Origin of the sequence: Streptococcus alactolyticus, assembly GCF_012277075.1 — a bacterium.
In the GTDB taxonomy this organism is placed as follows: domain Bacteria; phylum Bacillota; class Bacilli; order Lactobacillales; family Streptococcaceae; genus Streptococcus; species Streptococcus alactolyticus.
The window spans coordinates 119470-132999 of sequence record NZ_JAAXMT010000011.1 but is presented as its reverse complement, the minus strand read 5'-3'; the positions used below and the strand labels follow the sequence as shown (position 1 = coordinate 132999).

General features: G+C 41.2%; 9 protein-coding genes, 2 pseudogenes and 1 riboswitch. Of the genes and pseudogenes, 2 read left to right on the top strand and 9 right to left on the bottom strand.

Annotated features, from left to right (window positions below; genetic code table 11):
• Positions 1–256 precede the first annotated feature (256 nt).
• From HFK82_RS09330 to HFK82_RS07340, 4 genes and pseudogenes are all read right to left on the bottom strand, one after another.
• Entirely contained in the window at positions 257–499 is a 243-nt protein-coding gene (locus HFK82_RS09330; RefSeq protein ID WP_272869851.1) for an LPXTG cell wall anchor domain-containing protein, read from the bottom strand.
• A gap of 150 nt (positions 500–649) precedes the next feature.
• Positions 650–2296 (bottom strand): annotated as a pseudogene (locus HFK82_RS07355) (DUF1542 domain-containing protein); the annotation flags it as partial.
• Between the two features lie 12 nt (positions 2297–2308).
• A complete protein-coding gene (locus tag HFK82_RS07345) occupies positions 2309–4087 on the bottom strand; it encodes a DUF1542 domain-containing protein (protein WP_168261306.1) in 1779 nt (592 codons plus the stop codon).
• 118 nt (positions 4088–4205) lie between these two features.
• On the bottom strand, positions 4206–5459 hold the full coding sequence (locus tag HFK82_RS07340; protein WP_168261305.1) for a hypothetical protein: 1254 nt from the start codon (positions 5457–5459) through the stop codon (positions 4206–4208).
• 34 nt (positions 5460–5493) lie between these two features.
• Between HFK82_RS07340 and HFK82_RS07335 the strand changes: the two genes are divergently transcribed.
• Positions 5494–5784, top strand: a complete 291-nt coding sequence (locus tag HFK82_RS07335; protein WP_168261304.1) for a hypothetical protein — start codon at positions 5494–5496, stop codon at positions 5782–5784.
• 138 nt (positions 5785–5922) lie between these two features.
• On the opposite strand, the pseudogene HFK82_RS09370 reads toward HFK82_RS07335, so the two are convergent.
• From HFK82_RS09370 to HFK82_RS07315, 4 genes and pseudogenes are all read right to left on the bottom strand, one after another.
• Positions 5923–6006: pseudogene (locus HFK82_RS09370) on the bottom strand (YSIRK-type signal peptide-containing protein); the annotation flags it as partial.
• Between the two features lie 666 nt (positions 6007–6672).
• On the bottom strand, positions 6673–8235 hold the full coding sequence (gene cshA, locus HFK82_RS07325; RefSeq protein WP_168261303.1) for a degradosome RNA helicase CshA: 1563 nt from the start codon (positions 8233–8235) through the stop codon (positions 6673–6675).
• A 211-nt stretch (positions 8236–8446) separates the two neighbouring features.
• The gene (locus HFK82_RS07320) at positions 8447–9991 is read right to left on the bottom strand and encodes a peptide chain release factor 3 (protein ID WP_154455103.1); all 1545 of its coding nucleotides are present in this window, start codon (positions 9989–9991) and stop codon (positions 8447–8449) included.
• A gap of 138 nt (positions 9992–10129) precedes the next feature.
• The gene (locus tag HFK82_RS07315; protein WP_168261302.1) at positions 10130–11500 is read right to left on the bottom strand and encodes a UDP-N-acetylmuramoyl-tripeptide--D-alanyl-D-alanine ligase; all 1371 of its coding nucleotides are present in this window, start codon (positions 11498–11500) and stop codon (positions 10130–10132) included.
• A gap of 105 nt (positions 11501–11605) precedes the next feature.
• Positions 11606–11696, top strand: a riboswitch (THF riboswitch).
• 37 nt (positions 11697–11733) lie between these two features.
• Here HFK82_RS07315 and HFK82_RS07310 point away from each other — a divergent pair.
• Positions 11734–12294 carry a folate family ECF transporter S component gene (locus HFK82_RS07310; protein WP_168261311.1) on the top strand — a complete coding sequence of 187 codons (561 nt, stop codon included), beginning with the start codon at positions 11734–11736 and terminating at the stop codon, positions 12292–12294.
• Positions 12295–12371: 77 nt separating this feature from the next.
• On the opposite strand, the gene HFK82_RS07305 is transcribed toward HFK82_RS07310, so the two are convergent.
• Complete coding sequence (locus HFK82_RS07305) at positions 12372–13418, bottom strand: D-alanine--D-alanine ligase (protein ID WP_168261310.1); 1047 nt, start codon at positions 13416–13418, stop codon at positions 12372–12374.
• Positions 13419–13530: the final 112 nt, after the last annotated feature.

Genomic DNA, 13530 nt, shown 5'->3' with positions numbered 1-13530 from the left:
TTATCAAGCGGAATGCCTATGGCTTTAGGAACTTTGAAAACTTTAAAAAACGCATTTTCATCGCTTTGAACGTCAAAAAAGAGAAAACCAATTTGGTTCTCTCTAGATGTTAGCTGGCATCAACCCACTACAGTTGACAATGAGCCGATTTTTTTACTTAAAAAAGAGAAGGTCAAAACTGACCTCCTCTAAAAAATCTAGTGTTGTGAAAGATATGATTAAGAGTTGTTTGCCAAAGTGAGTGTACTAGATTTTTTTATTCTTCATCTTCTCTTTTTCTTCTGCCCGCTAGTAGTCCGAATGCACCTAGGATCATGCTTGCACCAGGGGCAAGGAGATTTCTATCTTCGGCTTGACCAGTCTTAGGAAGAGTTGCTTGGCTTGAACCAACACCGTTACCTACGACAAGAGCGTTAGCTGTAGAAGGAGCTTGTGAAGATTGAGTACCTTTAGCATCAGCAGAGCTTGATGATGTTGCAGGAGCTTTTGGAGCTTCCATACCAACATTATCTGAGTGATCTGCGTCTGAATCTGAAGGTGCCTCAGGAGTCACCATACCACCGTCACCAGAGTTATCTGAATCTGATGGTACTTCTGGTACCTCAGGAGCTACTGGTTCGTCTGATGGTGCTTGTTTTTGAGGGATAAGATCTTTAATCGCTTGTTTACCTGCTTCAGTGACAGCATCTACTTGAGCATTAGTAGTTGAAGCATCGATCGCATCCTTAGCAGCTTGGGCAGCTTTGTCAATTGCATCTTTAGCTGCTTGTTTTTCGTCATCTGATAGATAAGAATTATTATCTACTTCTGCTTTAGCATCTTGAGCAGCTTTGTCGATTTCAGCTTTCGCTTCATCTTTCTTATCTGAAGTTGCTGGGATAAGATCTTTAATCGCTTCTTTACCAGCTTCAGTTGCGTCGTCAACAGCTCCGTTTGTGGTTGCGTTATCGATGGCATCTTTAGCATCTTCAGCGGCTTTGTCGATCGCGTCTTTCGCAGCTTGTTTTTCTTCGTCTGTTAATTGCGTATCAGCGTCAACTGCTTTCTTAGCATCTTCAGCGGCTTTGTCGATTTCTGCAGTAGCAGCTGGTTTCTTAGTTGATTCAGTTGGAATCTTGTTGATTTCATCGATACCAGCTTCTTTGTAGTAATCAACACCACCAATTGTAGATGTATTGTCAATAGCATTGGTTGCTTTGTTCAATGCATCATCAACAGCTTGAATAGCTGCAGCTTTTTCTTCGTCTGTCATGTTGCCAGCGTTGATAGCTTCTTTCTTAGCATCTGCGGCATCTTGAAGAGCTTTCTTAGCGTCAGCTTTGTCTGTTGGGTTAAATGGAACATCTTTGATAGCTTGTTCACCAGCAGTTTCAGCGGCAGTGATACCAGCTTTATCTGTGGCAGCATCAATGTTCTTACGAGCGTCAGCAGCAGCTTGGTCGATCGCATCTTTAGCTTTTTCTTTCATGCTTTCTGGGTTGTAGTTGATAATATCTTGGATAGTGTTTTTTTGAACTTGAGCAATACCATCCAAGTCAGTTGCTTTGTCAATTGCTTCTTTACCAGCAGTTGCCATTTTCTCAACTTCAGCGATAGCTTCAGCTTTTTCTTCGTCTGTTAAATCAGTACGTTTGTTGATTGTTTCAATCTTAGCTGCAGCAGCTGCGTCGATAGCATTCTTAGCATTTTCAGGTGTTGTAGGAGTTCCTACGATTTCAGCGATGGCATTCATACCTTGTGTCTTAGCTGTATCAACGGCTGAGTTATCGTCAGAGTTGTCAATCTTAGATTTAGCTAATTCAGCGGCTTTTTGGATGGCATCTTTAGCAGCTTCTTTTTCTTTGTCAGTCAACAATTTGTTATTGTCGATAAGCTCAGTTTGTGCTTTTGCAAGTGCATCGATTTCAGCACGAGCAGCTTCTTTAGAAGTTGGTGTAGCTGTTACTTTTTCGATTTCTTGAATAGCAGGTTTTTCGATAGCTGCAATTTCTTCAGTCGTATTTACGTCTGGGTTGTTGATAGCTTTCTTAGCTTCTTCAGCAATCTTAGTTGCTTCTTCAATAGCTGCGTCTATTTCTTCTTTTGTAGCATCTGGTGTTTGTTTGATTTGTTCGATTTGTTTTTGCAATACTTCTTCAATGCGTGAGATAGCGTCAGCTTTTTCTTTGGCATTTACTTGAACATTGTTAATCGCAATCGCACCGTTTTCACCAGCGTTATCAACACCAGCATTTGTAGTTGCGTTGTTGATTGCGGTGATAGCAGCTTCTTTTTCTTTGTTTACGACATCTCTAGCAGCTTGAAGTTCTTATTCAGTTGCGTTTGAATAATTTTCCGCAGTAATAGTTGCTAATTTATCAGCTGCAATCTTTCCAATTGCTGAGATAACATTTGCTTTCTTGTTGTTTTCAGGAGTAACTTTGTCGATTTCTGCTTTCGCGTCTGTCACTAATCCTGAAAGGGTATCAGCATCTGGATGTGCTCCATTAGCAAAGGCTGCTTCAACTTTTGCTTTTTCTGCTTCTGCAGTTGCCTTAACAGCAGCGATGTAAGCATCTTGCTCATCTTGTGTTGGCGTTTGGTCCGGGCTTAGACCTTTCAAGCTTTCTTGGTATTCTGCAATTTTTTGTGCAGCGTAATCATCGATAGCTTTTTCTGCATCTTGTTTAGCAGTTGGGTTTACTTCAACAGCAAGGATAGCTTCTACACCGTTAGCACGAGCAGTATCAACACCAGCATTTGTAGTAGCTGCATCAGTAGCTGCCAAAGTATTGGCTTTTTCTTCGTCCAATTTAGCAAGTGCAGCCTCGATTTCTTCTTGCGTTGCGTTTGGTGTGTTTTGAAGTTCTTTTTGTTTACTTGCGTAAACTTCTTCAATGACTTGTTTAGCAGCTGCTTTACGTTCAGGTGTTAAGTAGTCATCGTTAAGTGAAGTATCAACAATTTTCTTCAAATCAGCATTTTCAGAGCTTGTTTCAGGTACTGATGATGGTGCAGCATTGATAAGTTTTTCAGCAGCTTCGTTGTACTCAGCGTCCAATAATTTCAATGCAGCCGCTTTTTCTTCATCAGTTGCTTCAGTGTTAGCGTTTATTTTATCAGCAATGTCTTGTTTCTTCGCTTCAAGTTGTGCTTGATAGTTGATCAATTGGATCTTAGCATTAGCTTCTGCTTTAAGTTCTTCAACTTTTGCGATGGTTTGTGCACCACCAGTTTCGACACTTAAATCATCACCTTCAGCAGCTTCGATGTCTTTAGCCAATTGGTCAACGACAGCTTGGATAGCGTCTTTGTATTTGGTTTGAATTGCTTCAGATAATTTCTCACTTAGGTAACCACTGCCTATGTTATTTTGCAAGAGTTCCGCATCAGCTTTGACTTCATCAAGAGCATCTTTCTTCGCTTGGTTAAGGTTTGTCCAACCGTTCAATTGGTCGTAAGAACCTGTCTTAGCGTCATTAGTGATGTTGGTTACACCTGTATCAACAGCTGTTTGACGAGAAGTTTTATCGTTGAGGATTGTTTGTGCTTCTTCGATAGATTTGTCATAAGCAGCTTTCTCCGCATCATCAGCTTCTGTATAAAGTGGTGATTGGCGAACTGTTTCAGCGTTATCAACAAGTTCTTGCAATTTACTTACGTCAACAACTTCAGCTTCTACTGAAACATCAACTGTTCTTGTTGTTCCGTCTGGGAAAGTGTAAGTCGCAGTGATGACACCAGTTGCGTATGTGTTGGCTGCATCTGTGCTTAGAGCTGTTTTCCAAGCATAAGTCACTGTTGCTGAACTGTCTTCAAGAGCAGCTTTGATTTTATCGTTAATCATGTCTGCTGCCTCTGGAACAGCACCACCCACACGGAAGACGTTGTCTGTCTTAGCGGTTGCTTTTGGATAAACAGTCAAAGTACCCGGGTCAAGTTTAGCCGTGACAGTTTCTCTATCCTTAGTCTTATCAGCAACTGTAGCTACTTTTTCAGTATAAATCGAATAAATATTGATAAATTGTGACACGTGGTTTGTATAGTAACTCAATTGCCCTTTAAGGTAGTAGATGTTTTCCTTATCGATTGTATCTGAAGTTTCCACTTCAAACTTGTAGTCTTTTTCATAAGCGTAATCAGTATCAGGGGTATAACCAGAGATAGCATACCAACCGTTATAATTTGTTTGGGTTGCAGCTCCAACCTCTTCAACTCGGCTTGGGTTACCCCCCTACGGTTTCTGTAATCGAAACTGATGTATTATTTTTGCTGGCTAATGACGTTGAACTAGAGCTGCCATCTGTTGTTGGTTTTAAGGTGATTCCTGTCATACCTTCGCTATTAACCGTATAGGTTACATTAGCTTTCAACTGTCCATCATTTTCGATACCGATGTTATCAAAGACTACCGTATCACCAGCGATAGCATACTTGTTTGTCTCAGCACTGTTATAATCAGAAGTAATAGCTGAACCAACCCAATCTTTGGCACTGACAAGAGCTAGACCATAGGTATCGACACTATTATAAGACGTGTTAAATGCACTACTTTTACCTGGGGTAATCTTAACACGGATCTTATTAACAGTCGTTGGGACGTTCACCATTACACTATACTTACCGTCTAGGAAATCAAATTTATACCCATCTGTTTGGGTGAAGAGAACTGTCTCTGTTTCTTTACCATCTTTATCAAGAGCAACAATAGTCACTCCAAATTGTGATGTTTCTGAAGTTTGATAAGTAGTTCCACTGCCAGCTAAAGTAGCAATTGTTTTAAAGACGAATTCACCACCAGGAGCGACTGTGATATCTTGGTAACCCCCTTCATAACCATCAACCAGCTGATTATTTTTGCCTGATTGGTATTTACCAAGGATGATGTAATTTTGATCTTTCTCAGGACGTACAATACTGTTGTCTTTACCTCCCCAGAAGTTCGTTCCGACTTGAACATAGTTGCCGATTGGTTTCCAACCAAAGTTTTGATCTGATTCGGCAGCTGCTTTATCATAAGTATTGATAACCCCTCCATCATGCCATAGAGAGCCACTTATTGTTTGAGAACTGTGTTCACCAGTTGTTGGAGTAGCAAGCTGGATGTCTGTACCATTGACAAAGTCAGAGACCGCTTGGTTAGATTCGTAGGTCACGCTTGGACGGAAGGTGTTGACGTTGTTGACTGGTGTACCACCTTGGACATTAGCAAAGAAGCGGTCGCCTGATTCGCTAACGCTTCCGCCTGAGCCTAAGCGTTGATAGTCTTTGTTAAGGGTAAGTGCCTTGCTTTGTTCAAAAGTCAATGATGCCAAAATGGTGTTTGAAAGGTCCATTTTAGCTAATTGTGACGTTGTCAACACTTTGATTTCATCAGGTGTTAGGTCTGTGATTTTTGGTGTTGTTTCTTGACTTGTTTCACTAGCAGGCATTGCGACTGTAGTTGTCAGCTCTGGAGTTGTCTCAACAGTTGGTGTCACTTCTTTTTCAGTTGTTTCTGTTGCAGAAGTTATTGTGGCTGTTGTTGGAGCTACTTCTTCTGCTTTGTCTTCTGAAGTTTCTGTTTTGCTTTCAGCTGTGCTTTCTTGGTTTTCTGTTTTGTTTTCCTCAACAGAAGGTGCTGTTTCAGCTTCTTTGCTCTCTTCGACGGAAGGCGCTGTGCTTTCTTCTGTTACATCGCTAGAAGCTTCGGTTTTGCTTTCTTCAACAGATGGTGTTGTTTCTTCTGTTGTGTCAGCAGATACGACAACTGAGCTATCCGTTGTTTCTGTTGCAGTAGAGCTGCTTGTGCCTTTTCTGGAGTAACTTCTTCTGTTTTGCTTTCCGTTGCACTTACTTCAGTAGCTGGTGTTGTGATTGACTCTTTTGTCCCTTCTTGCTTGTAGGAGCATCCTCGTCAGCTGTCTGAGTAACAACTACTTTGATGTTGTTAGAAGCACTAGGTTCGTCGGCTGCTACTTGCCCACCACCTAATACAAGTGCTGCACCTAGCAAGACGCTAGCAGCACCAAAATGGTACTTTCTAATTGAAAAACGTTGACGTGATTTGTATCAATTAAAACTTGATTTGGATTGCTTAGGTTTATTCATTGTAACCTCCATAATATTAAAACTGTTTCTTTTTCTTAATACAAAGAAATCGTTGTATCATTTTTATACAATTCAACCTAAATAATTATACATTTTACTCCTATGCAACACATCTCTACAAGGTAGCACCTCCTTTAAATATTACAAAAGCAATGTTTTTGCAAATTCATATTTTTAAAATTATCAGAATTTTTTATAAACAAAAACAAGTTAATTATGATTAAAATTGATGTTTAATTCTCATTTTATATCTTTTACTTTACTTAAAACGTAAAAAATCAACTTTTTTTCTTAACCCATGCAGTGTTTTCTTCTAGTTTTCAGAATTTTTTATTTATTTTAATGCAAAGAGACAAAAACAAGAACTAAAAAACAACCAAAAATATCTTCTAACTTATTCTAAAATACATTATAAATCTTAAACATTAGATTTATCAAACAAAAGAACTCAGAGTTTTTTGCAGTAACTTTACAAGAATTTTACAAATAGTTTATGTGAAACTTTCTGAAAAAATATTCACTAACATCTATCTTTTTCTGCTATTTTTTACACAAAAAAGGACTTCGTTTCATGAAACAAAGTCTTTTTTGATAAAATTTTGGTCAACGTTCCCCTTTATTGCGAATAACAAAGCCTGCTTTTTTCTCACTTGATGTGCGATGAGGACGTTTGTTGTCTTTGCTTTGGAAGTCACGCTTATTTTTAGAAGAGATGCGTTTGAATTCGTAGTGGTTGTCGCGGTTATCACGGCGTCTGTCAGAGCGGTTACCACGACGATTGTCGCGACCACGTCCACCTTTGCGATCATTGTTGTGAGCACCTGATGGTTTGAATGGCAATGGTTTTTCACGCGCAATTTCAATTTTTGGCAAGCTTTCAGGGTCTTTCACAGTCAAGCTAAGAATATAAAGCGCCAATTCTTCAGGGGTGAATTCAGCTGCTAGCTTGATAGCGTCGCCTTTGAATTTGTCAAAGCTTGCACGAACGGTTTCATCTGCAAAATCACGCTCGATTTTCTTAAGAGCCACTTTTTTCTTAGCTTTGAAAGCTTCTTCTGCTGTCGCTGGTTTCAGGCCTTTCATGCGTTTCTTGGTTAATTTTTCGATGATTGACAAGTAACCCATTTCATTTGGTGCCACAAATGTGACAGATTGACCGTGTTTACCAGCACGACCTGTACGACCGATACGGTGAACGTAGCTTTCAGGGTCTTGCGGAATATCATAGTTGTAAACGTGGGTCACACCTGAGATGTCAAGCCCACGCGCCGCAACATCTGTCGCTACCAAGATGTCGATGTTATCATTTTTAAAATCACGAAGGACACGGAGGCGTTTGCCTTGGTCAAGGTCACCGTGAATGCCTTCGGCACGATAGCCACGCAATTTCAAGCCACGGGTTAATTCGTCCACGCGGCGTTTGGTACGGCCAAAGACGATGGCTAATTCTGGGCGTTCCACGTCGATTAAACGTGTCATGGTGTCAAATTTTTCTTGTTCTTTAACACGGATATAGTATTGGTCCACCAAGTCAGTGGTTAATTCTTTGGCTGCCACGCGTACATGTTCTGGGTCATACATGAATTTGACACCGATGCGTTTGATGGCTTCGGGCATGGTTGCTGAGAAGAGGAGGGTTTGACGGTTCTCAGGCACACGGCTGATAATCGCTTCAATATCTTCAAGGAAGCCCATGTTGAGCATTTCGTCTGCTTCATCAAGGATAAGGGTTTCCACGTGGTCTAATTTCAAGGCTTTGCGTTTAATCAAGTCAAGCAAGCGTCCTGGTGTTCCGACAACGATGTGGGCACCTGAGCGAAGGGCTTTGATTTGTTTTTCAATGCTTGAGCCACCGTAAACAGAGCGAACTTTGACCCCTTTTTCACGACCAAAACGGAATAATTCTTCTTGTCCTTGGACGGCTAATTCACGCGTTGGGGCAATAACGAGGGCTTGAACAACGTGGCGACTGGTGTCGATTTTGTCTAGTGTTGGCAAGCCAAAAGCTGCTGTTTTTCCGGTACCTGTTTGGGCTTGTCCAATAACATCCTTGCCTTCTAAGGCTAAAGGAATGGTTAATTCTTGGATTGGTGATGGTTCTTCAAAACCTGCTTTTTCCACCGCTTTAAGAATGTTTTCTGATAAATGAAGTTCTGTAAATTTCAAAATGTTCTCTTTTCTAAAAGGCAGTGCGAAGCTGCCTTATTAAACTTTACTGTCGTTATCTAACAACTCATCTAGTGTACCATATTCCTAATCAAAAAGATAGAAAACATGGTCATTCCCATCATAATTTTACTTTTCTCACTTTTTGAAGATTTATAAGGGCATAAAAAGAAGAGAAAAGCGTCTGTGTCAGCCTTTCTCTTTGGTTTTATTACATTTTTTCTTCGAGGTCAACGTCTGGGTATTTATCCGCAAACCAACGCAAAGCAAAGTCGTTTTCAAAAAGGAAAACGGGTTGGTCAAAGCGGTCTTTTGCCAAGATGTTGCGGCTTGATGACATGCGTTCATCAAGGTCTTCTGGTTTAATCCAGCGGACAGTCTTTTTACCCATTGAGGTCATGACCACTTCGGCATTGTATTCATTCTCCATGCGGTGTTTGAAAACTTCAAACTGCAACTGACCAACGGCACCAAGCATGTACTCGCCTGTTTGGTAGTTTTTGTACAGCTGGATAGCCCCTTCTTGCACCAATTGTTCAATCCCTTTATGGAAGGATTTTTGTTTCATGACATTTTTGGCAGCCACTTTCATGAACAATTCAGGGGTGAAGGTTGGGAGGGGTTCAAATTCAAATTTGTTTTTACCGACAGTTAGGGTATCACCGACTTGGTAAGTTCCTGTATCGTAAACCCCGATAATATCACCGGCAACAGCATTTTCAACATTTTCACGTGATTCGGCCATGAACTGTGTGACGTTTGAGAGTTTCACTGATTTTTTCGTACGGGCTAGATTGACACTCATGCCGCGTTCAAATTCACCTGAAACGATGCGGACAAAGGCGATGCGGTCACGGTGGCGTGGGTCCATGTTGGCTTGGATTTTAAAGACAAACCCTGAAAAATCTTTGTCGTAAGGGTCGATGACCGTGCCATCTGTGGTCTTGTGGCCGTGTGGTTCTGGAGCGAATTTCAAGAAGGTATCTAGGAAGGTTTGCACCCCAAAGTTCGTCAAGGCAGAACCAAAGAATACAGGCGTCAAGTCACCTGACAAGATAGCTTCTTCAGAAAATTCATTTCCTGCTTCTTCTAGCAATTCAACGTCTTCTAAAACTTGTTGGTAGAAGGGGTTGTTGGCAAAGAGTTTGTCACCGTCTGCTAGGTCTGCAAAACGCTCGTCACCTTTGTAGAGTTCTAAGCGTTGGTTGTACAAATCATAAAGCCCTTCAAAAGATTTTCCCATACCAATTGGCCAGTTCATTGGGTAGCTGGCAATGCCAAGCACTTCTTCTAATTCTTCTAGCAAATCAAGGGGTTCACGTCCATCACGGTCCAATTTGTTGATGAAGGTGAAAACAGGGATATTGCGGTGTTTGACAACTTCAAATAATTTTTTGGTTTGTGCTTCGATACCTTTGGCTGAGTCAACCACCATTACCGCAGCATCTACCGCCATCAAGGTACGGTAGGTGTCTTCTGAAAAGTCCTCGTGCCCTGGGGTGTCTAGGATATTCACGCGTTTGTCTGCATAATCAAATTGCATTACTGATGAAGTTACTGAAATCCCACGTTGTTTTTCAATATCCATCCAGTCTGATTTGGCGAAATTTCCTGTTTTTTTCCCTTTGACAGTACCCGCCTCGCGAATCTCACCACCAAAGTAAAGCAATTGTTCTGTAATCGTCGTTTTACCAGCATCTGGGTGACTGATGATGGCAAAGGTACGACGTTTTTTAATATCGTCTTGAATTGTCATTGTCTTTCCTTATTCGTTTTTTAGTCACTTGTCATTCATTGAAGGCCACGCTCATTACAAAAATAGAGCTATGAAACCCATAACTCTATTATTATAACGAAAATTAAAGCCTAATTCAACAACTCTTCCTCAGCTTTGTCACACTTCGTTTTCCAAAGCTTCCACGACTTTAGCCAAATGCATGGAATTGCTGCCTTTCAAAAGCACTTGATCTGCTGGCTGCAAGACTTTTTGAAGGGTTTCTAGCATGAGGTCAAATTGGTCCTCATCTGCTGTTTTCTTGAAATAATACACTTTCCCGATTGGGAACATTTGGCTGGCTAATTGGGCAAGCTCGGCAATGTCTTCACCGTAGAAAATAAGGGTGTCTAATTGGTCAGGTGATAGACTCATAATCATCTGTTTATGAAGGTCCACAGATTGTTCGCCAAGTTCTTTCATATCTGCTAGCACAGCGATTTTTTTCCCACCTTCATTGGCAGGGATTTTGGTAAAGGTTTCTAAAATCAAACGCATGGCTGTTGGGTTGGCATTGTAAACATCTGAAAGAATATCGGCACCGTTGGCAGCTTTTTTCCACTCTGTGCGGTTGCGAGTCAATTCGATGTTTTCAAGGGCTTCAACGATATCATCGTCAGCAATGGCCAATAATTTCCCAACGTAAGCGGCTACCATGGCATTTGTGGCATTGTATTTTCCAGGCACTGGCAAGGTGATGGGACGGTTAACCACATTAGTGGTAAAGGTCAGCGAGTGCTTGCTTTCTTGCAGGTCTTTGACAAAAATTTCTGCACCATCGCCAAATCGCATCACCATTTGGCGTGTTGGCAAATACGGGTCGATAATCGGGTCTGCTGGTGCAATCAAAATCCCATCAGAATCCATGCCATCAACGATTTGCATTTTACCTTTGGCAATTTGGTCACGGCTACCGAAAAATTCAAGGTGGGCTTCACCAATCAAGGTAACCACGCCAATGTGAGGTTTAGCCAATTGAGATAGGAGGTGAATGTCGCCCATGTGGTCTTGACCCATCTCAAGCACGATTTTTTCCGTGTCATCAGGCATGTGCAAGACAGTGTAAGGCAAGCCAATTTCATTGTTGTAATTGCCTTGTGTCTTGTAGGTTTTGTATTCGGTTGACAAAACCGCTGCAATCATGTCTTTTGTGGTTGTTTTTCCGTTTGAGCCTGTCACGGCAATCACGTCAACACGTTGTTTTTCAAGGTAGTATTGGGCTAGGCGTTGGAAGGCCTCCAAACAATCGTCCACCAAAAGATAGGGGTGGTGGCTCAATTCGCGTTCTGAAAAGGTTGCAACGGCACCATTTTCAAAAGCCGTTTCAATAAAATCATGCCCATCACGTGCACCCTTCAAAGGCAAAAACAAGTCCCCTTTTTGAATCTTGCGACTATCAAATTCGATTTGGTGCAGGGGAACGTCATCAAACTCTGAGATCGTATTTTTAGCGCCAACAACTTTGGCCACTTCATGCAATGTTAATTTCATTTTGAATCCTTCATAAAAAATCTATTATTAACCTTTTCATTATATCATAAAATCCCCCTTCTTGTTGGATTTTTATGGTACAATCGTAGTTGCAAAGTTTTTTTGCACAGAGTAAATGGTTCGCGTTAAGTGTGTGTGAATGGGATGTTGTCACACAACGAAGCAATTTGCGCGGTGAGCCATTGCATCCGCTGTTAATTTTAACAGCTCTACTTTTGATTAAAGGAGCCAAAATGCATTCTATTTTTAAAACACCCCCATTAACCCCTAAGCGACTGGTTAGCTTGGCGATGCTTATTGCCCTTGCTTTCATCGTTAGTAAGTTCTCTATTCCGATTATCCCACAACAATTGGTGATTAGTTTGACCTTTATTGTCAACACGATTATCGGAATGATCGCAGGTCCTTTTTGGGCATTTATCAGTCTAGGTATTCTCGATGTGGTGGATAACTTATCGAGCGGTGCTGGTAATTTCATCATTTGGTGGACCTTGATGGAAGCCTTTCAAGGCTTTCTCTACGGTTATTTCTTTTATGAAAAGCCTCTAAGTTGGTCAAGTAAAAAAGACTGGCTTCATGTGACGCTAGCGACTGTCGTGATTATGTTAATCGGGACCTTTATTTTCACCCCACTCCTCATTCAGATTTACTTTGGTGTTCCTTTCTGGGCGCAGTACTTGTCAGGGCGTTGGTTGAAAATCTTTGAAATACCACTACGTATTATCATTACCATGTTAGTGATTCCACGTTTGCAGACGATTCCAGAATTGCGCAAACTCGCCAACTTACCTTAATAAACAACCTCAGAGAGTTATCCCATCTCTGAGGTTATTTTGTGCACAAAAAAACACCTCGAGGGTGCTTTTTCGTCTTAAATCAAATGGCTTTCGCGTTTGTCAAACATTTCTTTAGCGAGTTCTACCAATTGCTCAATCAAATCAGAGTATGGAAGTCCCATGTTTTCCCAAAGCAGTGGGTACATTGACCATTGGGTGAAACCTGGCATGGTGTTTAGTTCGTTGAGGTAAACGTGGCCGTCTTCTGTTAAGAAGAAATCGCAACGTGACAAACCACAGCCACCAATGGCACGAAAGGCTGTTGCTGCGTAGCCACGCATTTCTTCCGTAATTTCAGGAGCGATGTGAGCTGGGATGTCCATGGTGATTTTGTTGTCGATGTATTTGGCATCGTAGTCATAAAAGGCAACATCTTTGACCACTTCACCTGGTAGGGTTGTTTTCACATCGCCATTTCCTAAAATACCGACTTCAATCTCACGCGCATTGACCCCTTGCTCGATAAGGATGCGGCTGTCGTATTTCAAGGCGAGGTCAATAGCAGAGCGAAGTGAAGCTTCGTCATCAGCTTTTGAAATCCCTACTGAAGAGCCCATGTTGGCTGGTTTGACAAAAACAGGGTAAGTCAAGTTTGCATTGACATCTACGATAGCTTTGTCGAGGTCAGCCCCTTCAATGTAAGTCACATAAGCCACTTGTGGCACGCCTGCTGTTTCCAAAATATGCTTGGTTGAGATTTTATCCATTGCCACACTTGATGACAAGATATTTGTTCCAACGTAAGGCATTCTGAGAACTTCAAGGAAACCTTGAACCGAACCATCTTCACCCATTGGTCCATGAAGAACAGGGAAAACAACTGCTCCTTCTTCATAAATATCACTTGGTTTAATTTTTTGACTTTCAACAACAGTGGCGTTAGTCATCAATTTTTCATCGTCAGCAGGTTTGCTAAAGAATTCTTGTGTTTTAATAAAATCACCAGATTTTGTGATGAAGTAAGTTTTCACAAAGAATTTATCATAATTAATCGCACGCATGACGCTTTCAGCTGATAAAACAGATACTTCACGTTCCGCAGAACGTCCACCATAAAGTAAAACAAGCGTTTCTTTTGACATACCTTTCATTACCAGAACATCTTGAGCAATTCTAGCCTCGCTCATGTTCCATTCCTTTTCTATTACAATTTCTTACCTATCATACCACAAAAGCAGCACCCTTTCAAACACC